The following is an 18,958-nucleotide window of genomic DNA, read 5'->3' on the forward strand; positions in this document are numbered from 1 at the left end:
GGCCTCCCGGTCAGCGGCGACCGAGCGCACGGAGGAGGCCGGCGACGAGTCGCGACCACCAGCCGGGCCGGGCCGGCTCGTCGGTGCCGGTTTCGGTGCCGGTTTCGGTGTCGACGCTCGCCGGGGCGGCCGTCTCGACGACGGGTACGGCGATCACGTCCGGCAGCACGACGGGCGTGCTCGCGGTCGTGCCCTGGTGGGCGGTGAGGGCGGCCGCGAACGCGGCACGGTCGATGACCGTCGGCCCGGTGGCGGGCTGGACGAGCGGCGTGGGTCGCGTGTTCGCGGACACCGGCGACACGGCCGGGAGGCCCAGCACCGGTCGCACGGGCTCGTCGCGTTCCGGGGCGACCAGCGCCACGGCCGGGGTCGCCGTGACGACGTCGGCTGCCGGTGCGGCTGCTGCCGCCGGTGCGGGGCGGACCACGGCCACCGCGGGAGCGGGGGCGACGCCGGTCACGACGGCGACCGGAGCGGTCGCGGCACGGCGGGCGGCTGCACGGTCGCGACGGTCCGACTCGGCGGCGGCGTCCTCGAGCAGGTCCGCGAAGACGGTCTGGGCGAAGGCGCGGGCTGCGGTGACCTCCGGGTCGTCCGCGCCGTCGACGGTGGCCTCCCAGGCGGCGAGGCGGGCGAGGTCCTCGTCGCGGCGACGGACCTCGTCCTCGAGCAGGACGATCCGCTCGATGGTGCTGCGACCGGTGGACGACGAGACCTGGATCGCGAGGTCCTCGATGCGCAGGGCGAGGCGCTCCGGCGGTTCGGGGAACGACGGTGCGCAGACGGCGGCGTGCCGGGCGCGGTCGCGGCGGAACGCGGGAGCTGCGGGCGCGGTGCTGGCTTCAGGCGCGGTGCTGGCTTCGGGCGCTGCGACTGCTGCAGCCGCGGTGCTGGCGTCCGGCGTCTGGACAGCGGTGGCGTCCGGCGTCTGGACAGCGGTGGCGTCGGCCACGGCGCCGGGGCGCTGCACCGGGCCGGTGACGGGCGGGACCACGAGGTCCGCCACGTACGGCGTGCGCGTCGCCGGGGCGTCGCGGAGCCACTCCTCGACCTCGCGACCGAACGGGTCGACGAGGGGGGTGCGTGCACCGGACTGGGTCTCCATGTCCGAAGGATAAATATCGCGCGCGCCGAAACTCGGGACATCCGCGGTGTGTCGCAGCAATCCCTGCCATATCGCCCCGAACGTGAACGGCGTGTCGCCCGTCGCCCCGGGGGTCGGGTCAGAGCGTCTGCTCGAACGCGCCGAGGAGCTCCCGACCGGCGGGCCAGGCGCCGACACCGCTGGCGACGTTGACGTGGCCGAGCGGGCCGACCCGGAGTACCGCGGCCCCCATCGTCTCCGCGAACGCCAGCGCACGGTCGGCGGTGCAGTACGGGTCGTCGTCGCTCACCACCAGGCGGGTCGGAACGCGGGCCGCTGCGGTACCGGCCGGGATCGGGCGGGGCGCGGGGAACCCGGAGGCGGCCGCGGGGAAGCCCGGTGCCGCGGGGTCCGGCGGCGCGACGAGGAAGGCGCCGGCGACGGTGGGACCGGCGGCTCCCGCGACGGCTGCGGCGTCTGCGACGAGCCAGTCGGCGACGGCGAGGACCCCCAGGCTGTGCGCGACGAGCACCGGCGGTTCGGCGCACGACGAGACCGCGCGGGAGATGGCGTCTCGCCAGTCCCCCGGGTCCGGCTCACCCCAGGACGCCGGTGCGATGCGGACGGCGTCGTCGCCACACTCCCGCTGCCAGACGGACTGCCAGTGCTCCGCGTCGGAGTTCCAGATCCCGGGCACGATCACCCACGGTCGAGGTCTGCTCACCCGGGCAGCGTAGCGAACCCCGGACGGACCTAGCGCTGCAGGGTGTCGCGCGGGTACTCGGAGAAGCGCGCTGCGTACGCCGCCGAGAACCGACCGAGGTGCGCGAAGCCCCACCGCATCGCCACGCTCGCCACGGTCAGGTCGCCCGTCGACGCACGGCGGAGCTCCTCGCGCACCCGGTCGAGACGGATCCCGCGGAGCATCGCGTTCGGGGCCGTGCCGACCTGCCGCTGGAACGCCTGCTGCAGGCCGCGGACGCTCAGCCCGACGTGCTCGGCGACGTCGGTGGTCGAGATCGGCGTGTGCGCGAAGGCGTGCATGTACTCGACGGCCTCGCGGACACGGCCCGTGGCGCCCTGCGGCAGGGGGACGTCCGGGGCCAGCAGCTTGTGCGGGAAGGTCCGGAGCAGGGACTGGGCGGTGTCCCGTGCGACCTCGGCCAGGGCGAGCGAACTGACCGACGCCCGACCGAGCACGACCGCCGCGGCACGCTGGACCTGCACGTTCCAGCCCCGCAGGTCGGCCGTGCGCGGCGTCGCCGTGTGGTCGAAGACAAGTGGGCCCGGCTGCGCACCGTGGACCTCGGCCGCGACGCGCTCCAGGGCGGTGCGGTCGAACTGCACCAGGCTCTGCCGGACGTCCTGCAGGTCGAAGGCGAAGGGACGGCCGGTCGGGAACATCATCGGGGTGGCGGGCGTGAACGCGACCTCTTGCCGGCCGATGTCGACGCGCCCGCCGCCGTCCGTGATCCACATGACGACGTACTCGTCGCGGACGTCCAGCTCACCCTGCATCCGCGCGTCGAACCGGGTCGACCGGAACGACATCACGTCGTCGCCGACGACGCGGAAACGGTACGCGAACGGACGCTCCGTGCGGGTCGCGGTGAAGCCCACACTGGCGTAGGCGTCCTCGTACATGTGCACGGCAGCATCGAGATCGGCCCCCGACGTCTCGAAGCTGATCCTGGGATCCGGTTCGGCTGTCATCGCGCGAATCGTGACACGGCGACCAGGAACCCCGGGAATCCCCCGCGGCACCTTGCGGATTGTGGCCCACGGAGTGCGCGAGACGGACGAAGCGACGGGTCGCGTGGTGGCGGTCAGTGACGGGCGCGCAGGACCGTCCACCGGTTCTCGTCGGCGACCCGCTCGTACCGCAGGTCGTCCACGACCATCCGGACCAGGGCGAGTCCGCGACCGCTCTCGGCGAGTCCGTCGGGCAACTCGGCCGACTCGGTGTCCACGGTGGCGGCGACGCCGTCATCGGAGAGCAGTGCGGCGAACCGGTCCGCTCCGATCTCGAGGCGCAGACGGCAGGAGACGCCCTCCGGGCGTGTCCCGTGCTCGATCACGTTCGAGGTGAGTTCGACGATCGCGAGCTCGAGGGCCATCCGGTCCTCGACGGAGACCGAGGGTTCGTGCTGCCACACGCCCGCCAGGAACTCGTGCACGGCGGACACGTCGTCCGGCGGGCACGACAACGCGAGCGTGTGCTCGGCGGCCGAGGCGGTCATCACCAGTCGGTGACCGCAGCGTCCCCGTCGGGGTACGTGCGGAGGATCTTGTCGATGTTGGAGAGCTGCAGGACCATCTGCACCTGCTCGGACGGCGCTGCGATGCGGAGGTCGCCGCCCGCCTGCCGCGCGGTCTTCAGGCTGCCGACCAGCGCGCCGAGCCCGGACGAGTCCATGAACTCGACACCGGAGAGCTCGACCACGACGCGGGCACGTCCGTTGTCGACGACCTTCGCGACCGCCTCGCGGAACTCGGGGGCGGACACCATGTTGAGGCGCCCGCTGCACTCGAGTACCGCGGTGTCGGGCTGCGCTTCGTGTACGACGATGTCCATGCCGGGTGGTCTCCTCTGATCGGTGCGCCTTGCAACCAGCAACCTACCGGCTCCGCCGCGTCAGGTCCCGCTGCGGTCCCGACGCGTCGCGGTGACCTGCACCACGACGGCTGCGGCCATGAGTGCCGCCATGACCCCGCCCATCGCCAGCGCGGTCCCGCCCAGCGCGCCGGCGAGCGGTGTCCCGAGGCCGCCGATCCCGAACGTCAGGCCGCCCTGCAGGGCCGCGGCCGTCCCCGGGTGCGCCGCCCCGACGTGCTGCGTCCGGGTCATCGCCGCGGGCAGCACGAAGCCCCACGCACCCGTGACGACCGCGAGGGCGCACCAGACCGGCACCGGACCGAGGTCGAGCAGCGCCGAGACGAGGACCGCCGCCGCGCCCGCGGTGCCGACGAGCAGTCCGACGGTGAGCAGGGAGTCCTCGGAGAACCGTCCGACGACCCGGCCGAACACCAGCGTGGTGACGATCATCATCGAGGCGTTCGTGGCGAAGACCAGCGTGTACATGCCCTCGGAGAACCCGAACTGGGTCTGGAACACGAACGAGCTGGTCGCGATGTACGCGAAGAACCCCACGGTGGACAGCACCCCGCTCAGCACGTAGGCCCGGAACCGCGGGATCGCCAGCAGTTCGCGGATGCGTCGACCGTTCGCGGCGAAGCCCACGCCCCCGCGTCGCTCCGGCGGCAGGGTCTCGCGGAACCGCAGCACCACCATCGCGAAGAACAGCGCGCCGAGCACCGCGAGCACGACGAACATGATCCGCCACGTGCCGAACGTCAGCACGGCGCCTCCGGCCAGCGGTGCCACGACGGGGCCGATGGCGTTGATCGCGGCGAGCGTGCCGAAGACCTTCGCCATCCGCGTCCCGCTCGCCACGTCCGACACCATCGCCCGGCCGGCGACCGCTCCGGCCGCTCCGCCGAGCCCCTGGGCGATCCGGGCGAGGACGAGCGTGACGACGTCCGGCGCGAGGGCGCACCCGACCGAGGCGAGCGCGAACACCGCGGTGCCGACGACGAGCATCGGCCGCCGGCCGATCCCGTCGCTGACGGGTCCGACGAGCAACTGCCCGACCGCGAAGGCGACGAGGAACGCCGTGAGCGACAGCTGCACGGCACCGGGGGTCGTGCCGAGGTCGTGGGCGATCTGCGGGAGCGCCGGGATGTACATGTCGGTGGCGAACGGCGACACCCCGACGATCAGGGCCAGCGGCACGATCGGCGGCAGGGTGGTCGTGGTCGGTTTCCGGGTGCGCTCCGTCGTCACGACCGACACGCTACGCGCACCCGAATCGATTCGACGGGGGTACGGCGCGCCGCTCACCTCCGCCGAGCGGTCGCGAACCGTCGCGCGGCGACCGGGCAGCCGACGTCGCGTGACCGCTCGGCGGTGCAGCCCTGGACGTGCGCGGCGCCGGACGGGAGGCCCGGGACAGCGCCGCCACGGGCCTCCCGTCCGCCACCGCGAGCGGTCACGGCGCGCCGCTCACGTCCGCCGAGTGGTCGCGAACCGTCGCGCGGCGACGACGGCGCCGACGGTTGGTGACCACTCGGCGGTGCGGGGCCGGCCGGCGTCAGCCGGTGTTCTGCAGGCCGGCGGCGATCCCGTTCACGGTGAGCAGGAGCAGACGGTGGTCGGCGTCCGTCGGGTCGGTGCTGCCCGTCGTCCGGATGGACCGGAGCGCGCGGAGCTGCAGGTGCGACAGGGCGTCGACGTAGGGGCTGCGCAGGCGCACGGCCCGAGCCAGGACCGGACGGTCCTCGAGCACGTCGCTGCCACCCGAGATCCGGAGCACCCAGTCACGGGTCCGCGTCATCTCGTCGAGCACCTTGGCGGCGAGGTCGTCGCGGTCGGCGAGCTCGAGGTACCGGCGGGCGATGTGCTCGTCGGTCTTCGCGAGCGACATCTCGACGTTCTTGATCATCGCGCCGAACAGCGGCCACTCGGCGTACGCGGCCCGCAGGACGTCGACGTCACCGACCGCCTCGAGCGCGGAGCCGAGCCCGTACCAACCGGCCAGGTTGATCCGCGCCTGGGTCCACGAGAACACCCACGGGATCGCCCGGAGGTCCTCGAGCGACTCGACCGACAGCCCGCGGCGGGCCGGGCGGGAGCCGAGCGGGAGCAGACCGATCTCCTCCATCGGGGTGACCCGTGCGAACCACGGAGCGAACCCGTCCGCCTTGACCAGGTCGTAGAACGCGACACGCGAGACGTCGTCCAGCTGCTGCGCGAGGTCGGCGAACCGGGTGGCCGCAGCGGCCGTGCGCGCCTCGTTGGACGGCGACGACGCGAACAGGGTGGCCGAGGCCATCTGCTCGAGGTGACGGGCCGCGATGTCCTGGTCGCCGTACTGCGCGAAGATGACCTCGCCCTGCTCGGTGAGCTTCAGGCGACCGTCGATCGATCCCGGCGGCTGCGCGAGGACGGCCTCGTTGGCCGGCCCGCCGCCACGGCCGAGCGAACCGCCGCGGCCGTGGAACAGGGTGAGCTCGACCTCGTTGTCCCGCGCCCAGTCGGCGATGCGGGCCTGGGCGTCGTAGAGCGCCAGGTTCGCGGAGACCGGACCGACGTCCTTCGACGAGTCCGAGTAGCCGAGCATGACCTCGAGCCGACGGCCGGTAGCGGCCAGGCGACGCTGGAACGTCTCGGTGCGGACGGCCTCGTCGAGGATGTCGACGCTGGCGTGCAGGTCGGCGAAGGTCTCGAACAGCGGGATGACGTCGAGCACCGGCGCGGCCTCGGGCGAGCCGAGTGCGGCCACGGCGAGCTCGTGCACGTTCGCCAGGTCCGCCGCCGACTGCGTGAAGGACACGATGTACCGGCTGGCGGCACGGACCCCGTAGCGGTCCTGCAGGTCGGCGATGGTCCGGAAGACCGCGAGGACCTCTTCGGTGGTCTCGCTCAGCGCGCCGCCGGCCCGGATCTCCGCCAGGGCCGCGCGGTGCACCTGCGAGTGCTGCCGGACCTCGAGCTCGGCCAGGTGGAACCCGAAGGTCTCGACCTGCCAGATGAGGTTCTGCAGCTCACCGTTCGCCGGCCGGATCGCGCCGGCGGCGACGAGCGACGCCTGGATCGTCCGGAGGTCAGCGAGCAGGGCGTCCGGGCCGTCGTACGCGAGCGGCGTCGTGCCCTGGCGGGTGGCGTCGATGCGCGCGGCGGTGAACAGGAGCGCGCGGCGGTGCGTCTCGTTCGGGGCGCGGACGCCGATGCGCTCGGCGATGCCCGGGTCGAGCGACTCCTGCGCCGCCACGAGCGCGGTGAGCCCGGCGTCGGCCGGGGTGTCGCTCGCGTCGAGGGTCAGGGCGCTGCCGATGCGGGTGGTGGCACGGGTGAGCCCGATCAGGATGTGCTCGGCCGCGATCTCCGCAGCCTGGCGCGTGATGTCGGCGGTCACGTGCGGGTTGCCGTCGCGGTCGCCACCGATCCAGGTGCCGAACCGCACGAACGCGGGCGCCGTCACCGGTGCGCGCCCGGCGTCGTCGCCCTGCAGCCGGTCGTCGAGCAGCCGGTACACCTGCGGGACGATCTCGAACAGCGTCTGGTCGAAGACGCTCATGGCGGTGCGGACCTCGTCGAGCGGGGTCGGGCGGGTCGTGCGGAGCGGCGAGGTGCGCAGGAGCGTCGTGATCTCCTCGAGCAGCCGTCGCTCGTTCTCGGCACGTGCCGTGGCGTTCTTCGAGCGGTCGCGCTCGTCGATGAGGTCCGTGATGCGACGCACGCCCGTGGTCACCGCACGACGGCGGGCCTCGGTCGGGTGTGCGGTCAGCACCGGGTGGAACCGCAGCGTCCGGAGTCGCTCGGCCGCCTCGGTCTCGCCGACCTCGGCCACGAGTTCCGCGTAGGTCGCCGGGAACGAGTCGCCGGCCAGGCCGCCGTCGTCGCCGCGCTGCCGGAGCACCCGCACGCGGTGGTGCTCCTCGGCCAGGTTCGTGAGGTGGAAGTACGTCGTGAAGGCCTGCGCCACCGCTTCGGCGCGCTCGGCCGACATCGCGGACACGAGGGTCTGCGCGCGGGCAGCACCCTCGGCGTGGTCGCCCTCGTAGGCGTCGATCACGGCCGCACGCAGCGACTCCACGTCACGCAGCAGCTCGTCGCCGCCGTTCTCGCGCAGCACCCGGCCGAGCAGGTTGCCGAGGTAGCGCACGTCGGCGCGCAGGTCACTGTCGACCGCGCCGCTGACGTCGTCCCGAGCGCGCTCATGTCGCGCCGATCCGTCGATCGCCGTCATGGGGTCCTTTCGGGGTCGTCCGGGAACACCGTCCCGGCTCCGAGCAGCGTATCGGCCCGCGGCCACCCGTGACGTCGACCGTCCGGACGGACCAGCGGGCTGGGTGTGCGGAACGCGTCCGCGCGCAGCGCGAGCATGCAGGGAGGACGCCGGGATCGCGACGCGTGGCGGGAGCACCCCTGCAGTTGCGACGCGGCCCGCGATCCCGGCGGGTCTGTGGTCGGCGCGGATCGGCTCGGTTCAGCTCGGATCAGCGCGGATCGGCGCGGTTCAGCTCGGTTCGGCGAGCTGGGCCTGCGCGGCGGAGTGGACCTCGACGATCTGCACCCGCGCCGAGCGGCGGTCGGTCAGCGGCGACGTCCAGGGCACGATGACCTGTTCCTCGTCGCCGTCGTCGAGCCGGGCGAGCCAGACACCGGCGATCGCGTCGATCTCGGTCATCGTCGCGGCCACGGCGGTCGCGGCCCCGTTCGCGCGGACGATCGCCAGGTTGTCGACCGCGTGGTCGGCGTTCATGTGCCGGAGGATCGCTCGGCGCGCCTCGTCGTCGAACGGCTCGGTCACGCGGTCACCGCCACGTCGCCGGCGCCGTCGGTCACCGGGCGACGCCGGGCGTCGAGCCCCTCGAGCAGGCCGTTGTTGAGCGAGTACGCCAGTTCGACCTCGGCGATGACCCGCTCCTGCTCGTCGGCCGTCCACGGCGCCGCGTCGAGCTGCGCACGGTAGGTGTCCTTGAAGGCACTCGGGTCCGCGACCTGGTCGAAGATGTAGAACAGGACGCCGTTCGTGTCGAAGCCGAACTGGTCGGAGAGCATCCGACCGATCATCTGCCCGCCGGACAGGTCGCCGAGGTACCGCGTGTAGTGGTGCGCGACGAAGCCGCCCGGCCACTCGGCCGCGACCTCGTTGAGCCGCCGCACGTACGCCGTCGTGGCCGGGAGCGGGCAGACCAGCTCGGACCAGTCCGGGCCGATCAGGTACTCGAGGTCGGCGCGGATCGCCGGCATCCGGGTCAGCTGCGAGGTGACGAACGGCGCCGCCACCGGGTGGTCCGCCATCCGTTCCGCTGCACGTTCGAGGGCGTCGTACACGAACGAGTACTGTCCGAGCAACGCCGCGTAGTCGGCGACGTCGCACTTCCCGCCGAGCAGGTCGTGCATGAAGCCGTTCCCGGCCGAGGAACCGTGCGAGCGACGCGTGCGCTTGCGCAGCAGCTCGGAGAACGGGATGACGGTCGTGTCCATGAGGTAAGGCTAACCTTAGTTCGACAAACGTCAAGCAGGAGAGAGGACGCTCGTACCGATGAGCTCCAAGCCCAAACGCCCCCAGCACGTCTTCGTCGTCGACCGGACCGAGCGACTGTCGCCCCACATGGTGCGCGTCCACCTCGGTGGCCCGGCCTTCGACGACTTCGTGGGCACGGCCGACCCGGACAAGCTGGCCGCCACCGACAAGTACGTCAAGCTCCTGCTCGCCAAGCCGTCGCTCGGCCTCGAGCCCCCGTACGACCTCGAGGAACTGCGCGAGACGCTGCCGAAGCAGGACCGACCGGCCCGCCGGACCTACACGGTGCGGGCCGTCGACCACACCGCGAAGACGATCGCCGTCGACTTCGTCGTGCACGGCGACGACGGGCTCGCCGGGCCCTGGGCCGCAGCGGCGCATCCCGGCGACAAGCTCGCGCTGTCCGGTCCCGGCGGTGGCTACGCGCCCGCCGACGACCCGGACGTCACCCACGTCCTGCTCGGCGACGACAGTGCCCTGCCGGCCATCGGCGCCGCGCTGGAGTCGATGTCCGACACGGCCACGGGCGTCGCCCTGGTCGAGGTCGCCGGCCCTGCCGACGAGCAGGACATCGCGCACCCGGCGGGGGTCGACCTGCGGTGGCTGCACCGCGACGCCACCGGCGCCCAGCCGGGCACGCTCCTGCTGGACGCGGCCCGGGCGCTGCCCCGTGCCTCCCGGCCGGTCCAGGTGTTCGCACACGGCGAGCGGACCGCGATGAAGGCGATCCGTCGGCTGCTGCAGGACGACTGGGGGCTCGAGAAGCGCGAGATGTCGCTGTCGGCCTACTGGGCGCTCGGCCGTGGTGAGGACCAGTTCCAGGAGGAGAAGCGCGAGCCGGTCGGCGTGATCTTCACCGACTGACCGGTCTCGGCCTGCACGGTTCTTCCCAGAGCGGTTGCGGTGGGACGCGGAAACGGGCGTACCTGGTCGTTCCAACCGACCAGGTACGCCCGTTTCCGGCAGGTACGCACCGGTCCGGCACGGGTGCGCCCGGTTTCGGCAGGTACGCCCGGTCCTTCCCAGAGCGGTTGCGGTGGGAAGCGGAAACGGGCGTACCTGGTCGTTCCAACCGACCAGGTACGCCCGTTCCCGGCAGGTACGCACCGGTCCGGCAGGTACCCCCGGTTCGGGCGGGTACGCACCGGTTCGGCAGGTACGCCTATTTCGACCAGGTACGCCCAGTTCTTCCCAGAGCGGTTGCGGTGGGAAGCGGGAACGGGCGTACCTGGTCGTCCCAACCGACCAGGTACGCCCGTTTCCGGCAGGTACGCACCGGTCCGGCACGGGTGCGCCCGGTTTCGGCAGGGACGCCCGGTTCTTCCCAGAGCGGTTGCGGTGGGAAGCGGAAACGGGCGTACCTGGTCGTTCCAACCGACCAGGTACGCCCGTTCCCGGCAGGTACGCGCCGGTCCGGCGTGGGTGCGCGGGTGCGCAGGGCTGCCGGGAGGCCCGGGGCACGTCGGTGGGTCCGGCTAGCGTTCCGGGCATGGTCACCTCGTCGTGCTGCGTGCCGGGTTGCGCGGGCCCCGCCGCGGACGCGTTCGCGGGCGTGCCCCTGTGCGCGACGCACGTCACGCTGGTGACCGAGTTCGCGGCCGAGCACGTCGGCGTCGAGGACACCCTGCCGGGACCGTGCTCAGTGTGCGGATCCCGTGTCGGGGTGCGGTTCCCGACGGGCTTCGTCTGCGCACGGTGCGAGTGGCGGTGGGGCGACGTGCCCGACGGTGACCTCGCTCCCCCGCGGGTCGACGTCGTGTACTACCTGCGGATGCGCGACGACTTCGGCGACCGGGTGAAGATCGGCACCACGATGAACCCGAGGCAGCGACTGGCCGCGATCCCGCACCAGGACCTCCTGGCGTTCGAGCGGGGCGATAGGACGCTCGAACGTCGGCGGCACGCGCAGTTCGCGACCACCCGGTACCCCGGCACCGAGTGGTTCCGGGCGACGCCGGAACTGCTCGCGCACGTCGATGCCGTCGCCGCCGGTGTGGACGACCCGTGGGACCTGCACGCCCGGTGGACGAGCGAGGCGCTCGCCCTGCGCGGCTGACCGAGCGGGCCGGTGCGCGTCCGCGCCGCCGGCCCGCCCACGCCGTCGGCCCGCCCGCGCCGTCGGCCCGCCCGCGCCGTCGGCCCGCCCGCGCCGGTCAGGCCGCGCGGAGCATCCGGTCGGCGGTGCGCAGGGACAGCGCCATGATCGTCAGCGCGGGGTTCGCGATGACGGCGCTCGGGAACACCGAGTTGTCCGCGATCCACAGGTTCGGGACGTCCCACGAGCGGCCGTCCGGGTCGACGACCGAGGTCTCGCGGTCCGCGCCCATGCGGGCCGTGCCGATCGTGTGCGCGGTGCGCTCGAGGACCCGGATGTCCTTGCCACCGGCGGCCTCGACGATGGTCGTCATGGTGCGGACCGCGTGGCGGCGGATCGCGTCCTCGTTGGCGCCCGGGGTGAACGAGACCCGGGCTCGTGGCACGCCGTGCTCGTCGACCTCGTCCGCGAGGACCAGCCGGTTGTCGTCGTACGGCAGGCACTCGGCGTTGATGCCGACGCCCGCGGAGTGCGGGTAGTCCTGCAGCGCCCGCACGAGCTCGGCGCCGCGCAGGCCGCCGCCCCGGATGAGCGTGTTGGCGAAGGTCTGCGGCTGCACGCCGAGGCTCTGGATCAGGTACCCGCCGGCGAAGTCCGCGTCGGCGGGGCGGACGAAGTCCTCGGTGATGATCGACGACGGGTAGCCACGGTAGGAGCGCATCGACTCGTCGAACCGTGCCCAGACCTGGGTGGCGCCGTGCGCGGTGAAGTTCCGGCCGACCTGGCCGTTGCCGTTCGCGAGCCCGGTGTGCAGCAGCAGGCGCGGGGTCTCGATGCCGCCGGCGGCGAGCACGAGGGCCCGGCATCGCTGCCGGTGTTCGCGGCCGTCGTGGGTGTACAGCACGGCGCTGACCTCGCCGGAAGCATCGAGCTCGATGCCGTGCACGAACGAGTCCGGCCGGATCTCGGCGCCGAACGCCACCGCGGCGGGCAGGTAGGTGGTGTCCATCGAGACCTTCGCGCCGTTGCGGCAGCCCTGGTGGCACGAGCCGCAGGAGACGCATGCGTGCCGCAGGCCGTGGTGCTCCTGGTGGCGGTCCTCGGTGGTCAGCCCGACGGGGGCGTCGGTCGCCGTGATGCCGGCGGCCGCTGCCCCGCGCATCATCATGTCCGACGAGGCGTTGCGCGCCGGCGGACGCATCCGGTAGCGGCGCGACGGGTCCCACGGGTAGTGCTCGGGGCCGGCGACCCCGACGTCGTGTTCGACCTGCTCGATCCACCCGGTGAGCTCGGCGTGGCTGATCGGCCAGTCCTCGCCGACACCGGACGCGGAGCGGAGCGACAGGTCGTGCGTGCTCGGACGCGGGGTGAACGCGCCCCAGTGCAGCGTCGAACCACCGACTCCGGTGCCGCTGTTGTTCGGGCCGAACGCCGTCGGTGCGCCGCCGCCGCTCAGCCGCTCGTCCATCCAGTTGATGTCACCGGGGGCGGCGACCTCGTCGGGCACGTGCTCGCCCGGCTCGGTGTTGCGACCGGCTTCGAGGGCGACGACCCGCAGGCCACGTCGGGCCAGGGAGGCCAGCAGGGGCGCTCCGCCGGCTCCGGTGCCGACGACCACCACGTCGACGACGTCGTCCGTGCCGTAGGTGCGCTGTCCGTCGAGTCTCATCGTGCTGCTTCCGTCGTCGTGGTGCCGTCGTGGGTGTCGTCGTGCGTGTCGTCGCGGCGGTCAGGTGCCGCTGGTTCCCAGGCCTCGCGCTGATCGGCGGCGAGCAACTGGAAGCCCTGCTTGCGGACGCCGTCGCCCCCGTTCGCGAAGCCGTCGAAGTCGATCGCCGCCATCGTCGCGGGGTGCGCGAGCCAGTGCTTCACGAGGTCGACGCTGGCGTCCTCGTACCAAACCCGCAGCTGTGCTGCATCCATCACGGCGTCGAGCACACCGTCGGCGCCGTACCGACCGGCGGCCACGTCCTGCAGAGCGCCGTCGAGCGCGCCGTCCTGCGCCGGCCCGGCGAGCACGTCGAGCGCTGCCCGGTACGCCTCGAGGTCGGTGGGCATGCCGTCGACGCGCCATCCGTCTCCGAGCCCCGCGGCGAGCTGGTCGTCGACGCGCAGGGCGAGGTCCACCTGACCGTCGCCGGGCTGCGGCACGACGATGTGCGCGATCGCACGGAGGGTGTCGAGTTGCCGAGCAGTGAGCGCTCGCGGTTCGGCGGACGGGTCGTCGGGCAGCGCGCGGGCCGCCAACAGGGAGCGCATGCGCGCGCTGACCCGCGGCGAGGCGATCACCCGTGCCTGCTCGACGGGCACGACGGGCGCCCCGGTGAACCGGCGGGTCCAGAAGTCGCGGATGCGGTCCGCCACCGCCTCGGGCTGCTCCCACGGCAGCAGGTGGGCAGCACCCTCGACGACGTGGAGCTCCGAGTCGGGCCAGTGCGGCAGCGTCAGGCGCCGCTGTGCCTCGGCGTCCAGGTCGCCGTCCTCGGCACCGGCGAGCACGAGAGCCGGCACGGGGTTCGGGGCCGCGTCGGACCAGTCCTCGCGGCTGCCGCGTGTGAGCCACGCCGTCCACGCACCGGGATCGGCGCGCTCGACGTCCTGCACGGCCGTCGTGTGTCGCTCGGGCGCCAGGGTGGACGCGGTGTTCGCGTCGACGAACTCGGCGGCGTGCGCCGTGCTGATCGGGCCGTCCGCCGCCCAGGAGAGCATCGCGGCGCGGCGGTCGTCGTCCATCGGTTCGGGCGCCAGCGGCGAGGCCGCGAGCAGCACCACGGCGCGCAACCCGAACAGGCCGTTCGCGCCGGACATCGTGCGGTCGGCGACGACCGTGGCGACCTTGCCCCCCATGGAGTGACCGACCAGTACCCACTCGCTCGCGCCACTGGCGCCGATCGCGCGCTCGACGAGGACGGCCATCTCCTCGACGGTGGTGCCGGACGACGCCGGGCTGCGGCCGAAGCCGGGCAGGTCGATCCCGATGAGTTCGAGGTCGTCGCGGATCAGGGCACGGCGGAGCAGGGCGAACTCCTCGGAGCTCGCCCCCAACGCGTGGAGGCAGAACGCAGGGGTCACTCCTCTTGCCTACCGGTCGCTCCGCGGTGGACCCAGGCGGGGTGTACCCCGTCGGCGAATCCTGTACCCCGATCTGTCACCGCGCGTACGCGTCCACGAAGAGGTCGCCGCGGATCTCCCGCAGGGTGTCGGCGAGCCGGTCGACGGTCCGGCCGGAGATGCCGGACACCTGCAGGTCGTACGGCCCGAGCGCCGGCAGGCGTCCGGTGCGGATGCGAACGACCTCCCAGCCGACGGCGCGGACGGCGCGGTCCTTCCTGCGGTCGGTGTCCTGCCGCGGGCCGACGTGCTCGAGGCCGTGGCGACCGGTCGAGTCGTACTCGATCGCGACGCGCAGCTCGGGCAGGATGATGTCCGGCCAGACCTCGACGTGGTCGAAGAACGGCCGGTCGAGGCGGATCGCGGAGTGGTCGTAGGTGAACGCGAACCGGTCGGACAGCGCCGCGCGCAGCTCGGCCTCGACCGCGGAGGCCGTCGCCGGGGCGCAGACGCTCGTGAAGGACTCGCCCGAGGGCAGCCGCGGGGTCTTCGGGCAGATCGTGCGGGGCACCGGCTGACTCGGACGTCGCGGCGTGCCCGGTGCCGGTCGACGTGCGCGGGTGCGGCTCGAGGCGACGGCACCCGCCGGGGTGCCGCGGGAGGGCGCGGCCGGCAGGGTCTGGCGACCGGTGGCCCGGACGACACGCTGCGGGACCGGTACCTGTGACGGCCAGTCGGACGGCAGGACCGGCCAGCGCTGGGGCTGCGCCTGTACCGCGCACTCCGGGCACCACACCGAGCGTCGGCGTTCACGACCCGGTCGGGACCGCTGTTCGGACGGCGTGGCGACGAAGACGTGGCCGACGTCGCACTCCCACGTCAGCAGGACCTCGGCCGCCGGCGGGACCTGGGTCAGGACGACGCCGTGGTTCCAGTCCGGGTGGTACTGCCGGATGAGCACCGGGTACGGCGCCCAGTCGGCGCGGAACTGCCCGACGGCGTACGGCACCGCCTCGCCGCGCGACCACTGTCGGCGGCGCCACCACGCGTCGACGGGTTCGGCCACGTCCACACGCTAGGCACCGCCACCGACACTGCGGGAAACCGGGGTGCACTCAGCCCGCGAGGGCCTGCTTGGCGTACGCGACGAGCGCGTTCGCGTGGCCGCGCCCGAGCCCGTGCTCGGTCTTCAGCCAAGCGACGACCTGCATGTGCGGGTGCTCGTCGAGCTGCTCGGCGACCAGGTCGAGCCACTCCTGGACCGGGCGGCCGTAGGTCTTCTCGATGCTCGGGAAGTACGACGCCGGCCCCTTCGCCGTGCTGCCGTCCGCCGGGGGCGCTGGAGCGGTCACGCGGTGCGCTGTCATGGCAGAACAGTACTGCGCACCCGGCGTCACGGAACGTCATGCGCGCGGCGACTGTGACGCAGCGTTCCGCCCCGTAGCGGTGTGTTTCGCGGTGCGTTGTCCAGGCACCGCGACCCTTCTACGGTCGCGACATGACCGACACCAGAACGGGACTGCCCCGCGACGCGACCAGCGCCGTCGCCGGCACCGACGGGGTCGACGCGACCGGCGTCGACCACTCGGCCGGAGCGCCGGACGCACCACGGGCCTCCCGGCCGACCGTCGCGAGCGACGCGACCGACGCGACCGACACGTCCGTCGACGCCGCCGGACGCGCCGCGCTCGACCGGCCCGTCCTCCCGTTGCAGCACCCGCTGCGCTGGATCGCCGCGGCCGTCGTGCTGGTGGTGCTCCTGAACTTCGTCGAGACGCTGTTCACGAACGAGTCGTGGGGCTGGCCGGCCGTCGGGAAGTGGCTGTTCAGCCCGGCGATCCTGACCGGCCTGCAGCTCACGCTCGTCGCGACGGCGCTCAGTGCGGTCATCAGCTTCACCGGCGGCATCGTCGTCGCGATCGCCCGGCTCTCGCGCAACCCGGTGCTGTCCGGGTTGGCGTGGGGCTACGTCTGGCTGTTCCGCTCCGTGCCGCTCATCCTCGTGCTCGTCTTCCTGTACAACCTCGGGTCGCTGTACCCGACGATCGGCATCGGGATCCCGTTCGGGCCGCAGGTCGAGGTCACCACGGCCAACGTCCTCGGCGACCTGGCCATCGGGGTGATCGGCCTGAGCCTGAGTGAGATCGCCTACGCCTCCGAGATCGTCCGCGCCGGCGTGCTCGCCGTCGACCACGGCCAGCACGAGGCCGCGCAGGCCCTCGGACTCCCCCGGCGTCGCCAGTTCGTGCGGGTGATCCTGCCGCAGGCACTGCGGTCGATCGTGCCGGCGTTCGTGAACCAGGTCGTCGGGCTGCTCAAGGCGTCGTCGCTGCTGTTCTACGTGTCGCTGCTCGACCTGTTCGGGGTGGTGCAGAACCTGTCGAGCACCTACCCGACCGACATCATCCCGCTGCTCGTGGTCGCGACGCTCTGGTACCTCGCGCTCACCAGCGCGGTGTCGGTCGTGCAGTACTACGTCGAGCGGTGGACCGCCCGCGGCTCGGTCCGGGCGTTGCCGCCCACGCCGTTCCAGCGGGTGCGGGCCGCCGTGCGTCGCGGCTCCGGACGTGGGTCGGGACGGCCTGGAGGCCCGGATCGCCCCCGGCAGGCAGCCTCCGCTGCGCGCGGGGTCGCGTCCGGCCCCGCTTCCACCATCGACGACAGGACCATCTGATGAGCGCAGCGATCAGCATCCACGGAGCCGTCAAGGCGTTCGGTGACACGGTCGTCGTCGACGGCGTCGACCTGTCGTTGCCGTCCGGGAGCGTCACCGTGGTGCTGGGCCCCTCCGGGTCCGGCAAGTCCACGCTGCTGCGCGCGATCAACCACCTCGAACCGCTCGACCGCGGCGTCGTCACGGTCGGCGGCGAGACGATCGGCGTCCGGCTCCGGACCGGGCGCGACGGGGTCCCCCGCTACAAGGAGTTGCCCGAGCGCCTGATCCTGCGGCAGCGGTCGCGGATCGGGTTCGTGTTCCAGCACTTCAACCTGTTCCCGCACCTGACCGCGCTCGAGAACGTGGCCGAGGGGCCGATCGCAGCCGGGGTCCCCCGTGCCGTGGCGCGCGACCGTGCGGCGGCCCTGCTCGAGCGCGTCGGACTCGGCGACCGTGGCGACACCCGGCCGCGGCAGCTCTCCGGCGGGCAGCAGCAGCGCGTGGCCATCGCGCGGGCGCTGGCGCTCGAACCGTCGGTCGTGCTGCTCGACGAACCGACCTCGGCGCTCGACCCGGAGCTCGTCGGCGAGGTGCTCGGCGTCATCCGGGGGTTGGCGGACACGGGCACCACGCTCGTCATCGTCACGCACGAGATCGCCTTCGCCCGCGAGGTCGCCGACCACGTCGTGTTCCTCGACCACGGCCGCATCGTCGAGCAGGGCTCCCCCGCCCAGGTGCTCGACGATCCGCAGCACGCTCGCACGCGGGACTTCCTGTCCCGCGTCCGCTGACGCCGTCCCCTCGACGTTCCTTCTTCCCCTTCCACCCGATCCCAGGAGAACCATGTCCCCCACCACCCCCGCACGCTGGCGGAACCGCGCCGGCGCCCTCGTCCTCGCCACCGGAGTCGTCGTCGCCCTCGCCGGGTGCGCGACGTCGGCGACGGCCGGCTCGGGCTCCGGCTCGGGCTCCGGCGCGTCCGACGGCACGGTCACGATCGGCGCCGCGTCGAACGGCGCCGCCACCGAGACGAAGGTCACCGTCGACGCGGACGAGAAGCTGCACGACGAACTCCCCGCGTCGATCAAGAAGTCCGGCAAGCTCGTCGTCGGCATCGGTGCGCTGCCCGCCGGGTTCCCGCCGCTCGCGTTCACCGGCGACGACCAGAAGACGCTGACCGGTTCCGAGCCCGACCTCGGCAGGCTCGTCGCCGCGAAGCTCGGCCTCGAGGCCCAGGTGCAGAACGCCACGTGGGACAACCTGTTCGTCGGGATCGACGGCGGCAAGTACGACGCCGGGTTCTCGAACATCACGGTGACCGAGCAGCGCAAGGAGAAGTACGACTTCGCCTCGTACCGCCAGGACAACCTCGCGCTGCAGGTGCCGGAGGACTCCTCGTTGACGTTCGACGACGACCCGTCCGTGCTCGCCGGCAAGACCGTCGCCGTCAGTTCCGGCACCAACCAGGAGCTCATCCTGCTCGGCTGGAAGGCCGACCTCGCGAAGCAGGGCAAGACGATCACGATCAAGTACTACCCGGACGGCAACGCCGTGAAGCTGGCGCTCGACTCCGGCAAGATCGACGCCTACTTCGGGCCGAACCCGACGGTCGCGTACCAGAACACGTTGAGCGCGGACGGCACGAACCCGACGAAGACCGCGGGCACGTTCTCCGGCGCGGGCGGGGACCTGCAGGGGCTCATCGCGGCGACGACGAAGAAGGACAGCGGGCTCGCCGAGCCCATCGCGGACGCCATCGACGAGCTGATCGACGACGGCACGTACGCGAAGTGGCTCAAGTCGTACAACCTGTCGAACGAGGCCGTGGAGCACTCCGAGGTCAACCCCGAGGGGCTGCCGCTCGACGCGAGCTGAGCCGGGTTCGTCGGGTCCGAACGACTCGGAACGACTCCCTCGATGTCGCACGACGTCGAGGGAGTCGTTCTGTGCGCGCGCGGGTGGTCGGCGCCGATGCGGAACGACATCGTCGACGTCGCACGACGACCACGATGTCGCTCGTTGCGCGCGCATCGTCCGAC

Annotated in this window: 18 protein-coding genes; 5 read left to right on the plus strand and 13 right to left on the minus strand. The window is 72.8% G+C overall.

The genetic code is table 11. The annotated features are described in order from the left end of the window. Positions 1-10: 10 nt before the first annotated feature. The 9 genes from M4960_RS02855 to M4960_RS02895 all read right to left on the minus strand — a co-directional run bounded on the left by M4960_RS02855 (position 11) and on the right by M4960_RS02895 (position 9,137). A complete protein-coding gene (locus M4960_RS02855; RefSeq protein ID WP_248703389.1) occupies positions 11-1,105 on the minus strand; it encodes a hypothetical protein in 1,095 nt (364 codons plus the stop codon). A 118-nt stretch (positions 1,106-1,223) separates the two neighbouring features. Next, positions 1,224-1,808 carry an alpha/beta hydrolase gene (locus M4960_RS02860; protein ID WP_248703390.1) on the minus strand — a complete coding sequence of 195 codons (585 nt, stop codon included), beginning with the start codon at positions 1,806-1,808 and terminating at the stop codon, positions 1,224-1,226. 29 nt (positions 1,809-1,837) lie between these two features. Then, a complete protein-coding gene (locus M4960_RS02865; RefSeq protein ID WP_123292663.1) occupies positions 1,838-2,797 on the minus strand; it encodes an AraC family transcriptional regulator in 960 nt (319 codons plus the stop codon). Positions 2,798-2,910: 113 nt separating this feature from the next. After that, the gene (locus M4960_RS02870) at positions 2,911-3,324 is read right to left on the minus strand and encodes an ATP-binding protein (protein ID WP_131846151.1); all 414 of its coding nucleotides are present in this window, start codon (positions 3,322-3,324) and stop codon (positions 2,911-2,913) included. Beyond that, positions 3,324-3,659 carry an STAS domain-containing protein gene (locus tag M4960_RS02875; RefSeq protein WP_123292661.1) on the minus strand — a complete coding sequence of 112 codons (336 nt, stop codon included), beginning with the start codon at positions 3,657-3,659 and terminating at the stop codon, positions 3,324-3,326. The genes M4960_RS02870 and M4960_RS02875 overlap by 1 nt, the downstream gene beginning before the upstream one ends. Positions 3,660-3,719: 60 nt before the next feature. Further along, a complete protein-coding gene (locus M4960_RS02880) occupies positions 3,720-4,928 on the minus strand; it encodes a multidrug effflux MFS transporter (RefSeq protein WP_248703391.1) in 1,209 nt (402 codons plus the stop codon). Positions 4,929-5,235: 307 nt separating this feature from the next. After that, entirely contained in the window at positions 5,236-7,893 is a 2,658-nt protein-coding gene (locus M4960_RS02885) for a phosphoenolpyruvate carboxylase (protein WP_248703392.1), read from the minus strand. A gap of 270 nt (positions 7,894-8,163) precedes the next feature. After that, positions 8,164-8,457, minus strand: a complete 294-nt coding sequence (locus M4960_RS02890; protein ID WP_200849248.1) for a DUF2470 domain-containing protein — start codon at positions 8,455-8,457, stop codon at positions 8,164-8,166. Further along, positions 8,454-9,137, minus strand: a complete 684-nt coding sequence (locus tag M4960_RS02895) for a heme oxygenase (biliverdin-producing) (protein ID WP_131878766.1) — start codon at positions 9,135-9,137, stop codon at positions 8,454-8,456. Before M4960_RS02895 ends, M4960_RS02890 begins: the two co-directional genes overlap by 4 nt. A gap of 58 nt (positions 9,138-9,195) precedes the next feature. On the opposite strand from M4960_RS02895, the gene M4960_RS02900 reads away from it, so the two are divergent. Both M4960_RS02900 and M4960_RS02905 read left to right on the plus strand, forming a co-directional pair. Then, positions 9,196-10,041, plus strand: coding sequence for a siderophore-interacting protein (locus M4960_RS02900; RefSeq protein ID WP_248703393.1), 846 nt, complete (start codon positions 9,196-9,198; stop codon positions 10,039-10,041). 625 nt (positions 10,042-10,666) lie between these two features. After that, positions 10,667-11,233: a GIY-YIG nuclease family protein gene (locus tag M4960_RS02905; protein WP_248703394.1), complete on the plus strand. Its 567-nt coding sequence runs from the start codon at positions 10,667-10,669 to the stop codon at positions 11,231-11,233. A gap of 97 nt (positions 11,234-11,330) precedes the next feature. Here M4960_RS02905 and M4960_RS02910 read toward each other — a convergent pair whose 3' ends face one another. The 4 genes from M4960_RS02910 to M4960_RS02925 form a co-directional block, all read right to left on the minus strand. Further along, a complete protein-coding gene (locus tag M4960_RS02910) occupies positions 11,331-12,881 on the minus strand; it encodes a GMC family oxidoreductase (protein WP_248703395.1) in 1,551 nt (516 codons plus the stop codon). Continuing rightward, entirely contained in the window at positions 12,878-14,284 is a 1,407-nt protein-coding gene (locus M4960_RS02915) for an alpha/beta fold hydrolase (RefSeq protein WP_248703396.1), read from the minus strand. The genes M4960_RS02910 and M4960_RS02915 overlap by 4 nt, the downstream gene beginning before the upstream one ends. A 76-nt stretch (positions 14,285-14,360) precedes the next feature. After that, the gene (locus M4960_RS02920; RefSeq protein WP_123292853.1) at positions 14,361-15,329 is read right to left on the minus strand and encodes a hypothetical protein; all 969 of its coding nucleotides are present in this window, start codon (positions 15,327-15,329) and stop codon (positions 14,361-14,363) included. Between the two features lie 49 nt (positions 15,330-15,378). After that, positions 15,379-15,630, minus strand: a complete 252-nt coding sequence (locus tag M4960_RS02925; RefSeq protein WP_248703397.1) for a DUF4287 domain-containing protein — start codon at positions 15,628-15,630, stop codon at positions 15,379-15,381. A gap of 131 nt (positions 15,631-15,761) precedes the next feature. Between M4960_RS02925 and M4960_RS02930 the strand changes: the two genes are divergently transcribed. From M4960_RS02930 to M4960_RS02940, 3 genes are read left to right on the plus strand one after another with little or no spacing between them, the layout of a single operon-like run. Beyond that, on the plus strand, positions 15,762-16,937 hold the full coding sequence (locus M4960_RS02930) for an amino acid ABC transporter permease (RefSeq protein WP_248703398.1): 1,176 nt from the start codon (positions 15,762-15,764) through the stop codon (positions 16,935-16,937). Beyond that, a complete protein-coding gene (locus M4960_RS02935; RefSeq protein WP_123292652.1) occupies positions 16,937-17,710 on the plus strand; it encodes an amino acid ABC transporter ATP-binding protein in 774 nt (257 codons plus the stop codon). The genes M4960_RS02930 and M4960_RS02935 overlap by 1 nt, the downstream gene beginning before the upstream one ends. Positions 17,711-17,762: 52 nt before the next feature. Continuing rightward, on the plus strand, positions 17,763-18,794 hold the full coding sequence (locus M4960_RS02940; protein ID WP_248703399.1) for an ABC transporter substrate-binding protein: 1,032 nt from the start codon (positions 17,763-17,765) through the stop codon (positions 18,792-18,794). Positions 18,795-18,958: the final 164 nt, after the last annotated feature.

This window comes from Curtobacterium sp. MWU13-2055, assembly GCF_023242305.1.
In the GTDB taxonomy this organism is placed as follows: Bacteria; Actinomycetota; Actinomycetes; order Actinomycetales; family Microbacteriaceae; genus Curtobacterium.

What these genes read in the sequence shown, in the direction of transcription:
- M4960_RS02930 (WP_248703398.1), top strand. Translation starts at nt 15,762, where the DNA reads ATGACCGACACCAGAACGGGACTGCCCCGCGACGCGACCAGCGCCGTC.
- M4960_RS02935 (WP_123292652.1), top strand. Translation starts at nt 16,937, where the DNA reads ATGAGCGCAGCGATCAGCATCCACGGAGCCGTCAAGGCGTTCGGTGAC.
- M4960_RS02910 (WP_248703395.1), bottom strand. Translation starts at nt 12,881, where the DNA reads ATGAGACTCGACGGACAGCGCACCTACGGCACGGACGACGTCGTCGAC.
- M4960_RS02870 (WP_131846151.1), bottom strand. Translation starts at nt 3,324, where the DNA reads ATGACCGCCTCGGCCGCCGAGCACACGCTCGCGTTGTCGTGCCCGCCG.
- M4960_RS02875 (WP_123292661.1), bottom strand. Translation starts at nt 3,659, where the DNA reads ATGGACATCGTCGTACACGAAGCGCAGCCCGACACCGCGGTACTCGAG.
- M4960_RS02885 (WP_248703392.1), bottom strand. Translation starts at nt 7,893, where the DNA reads ATGACGGCGATCGACGGATCGGCGCGACATGAGCGCGCTCGGGACGAC.
- M4960_RS02940 (WP_248703399.1), top strand. Translation starts at nt 17,763, where the DNA reads ATGTCCCCCACCACCCCCGCACGCTGGCGGAACCGCGCCGGCGCCCTC.
- M4960_RS02905 (WP_248703394.1), top strand. Translation starts at nt 10,667, where the DNA reads ATGGTCACCTCGTCGTGCTGCGTGCCGGGTTGCGCGGGCCCCGCCGCG.
- M4960_RS02855 (WP_248703389.1), bottom strand. Translation starts at nt 1,105, where the DNA reads ATGGAGACCCAGTCCGGTGCACGCACCCCCCTCGTCGACCCGTTCGGT.
- M4960_RS02895 (WP_131878766.1), bottom strand. Translation starts at nt 9,137, where the DNA reads ATGGACACGACCGTCATCCCGTTCTCCGAGCTGCTGCGCAAGCGCACG.
- M4960_RS02865 (WP_123292663.1), bottom strand. Translation starts at nt 2,797, where the DNA reads ATGACAGCCGAACCGGATCCCAGGATCAGCTTCGAGACGTCGGGGGCC.
- M4960_RS02900 (WP_248703393.1), top strand. Translation starts at nt 9,196, where the DNA reads ATGAGCTCCAAGCCCAAACGCCCCCAGCACGTCTTCGTCGTCGACCGG.
- M4960_RS02925 (WP_248703397.1), bottom strand. Translation starts at nt 15,630, where the DNA reads ATGACAGCGCACCGCGTGACCGCTCCAGCGCCCCCGGCGGACGGCAGC.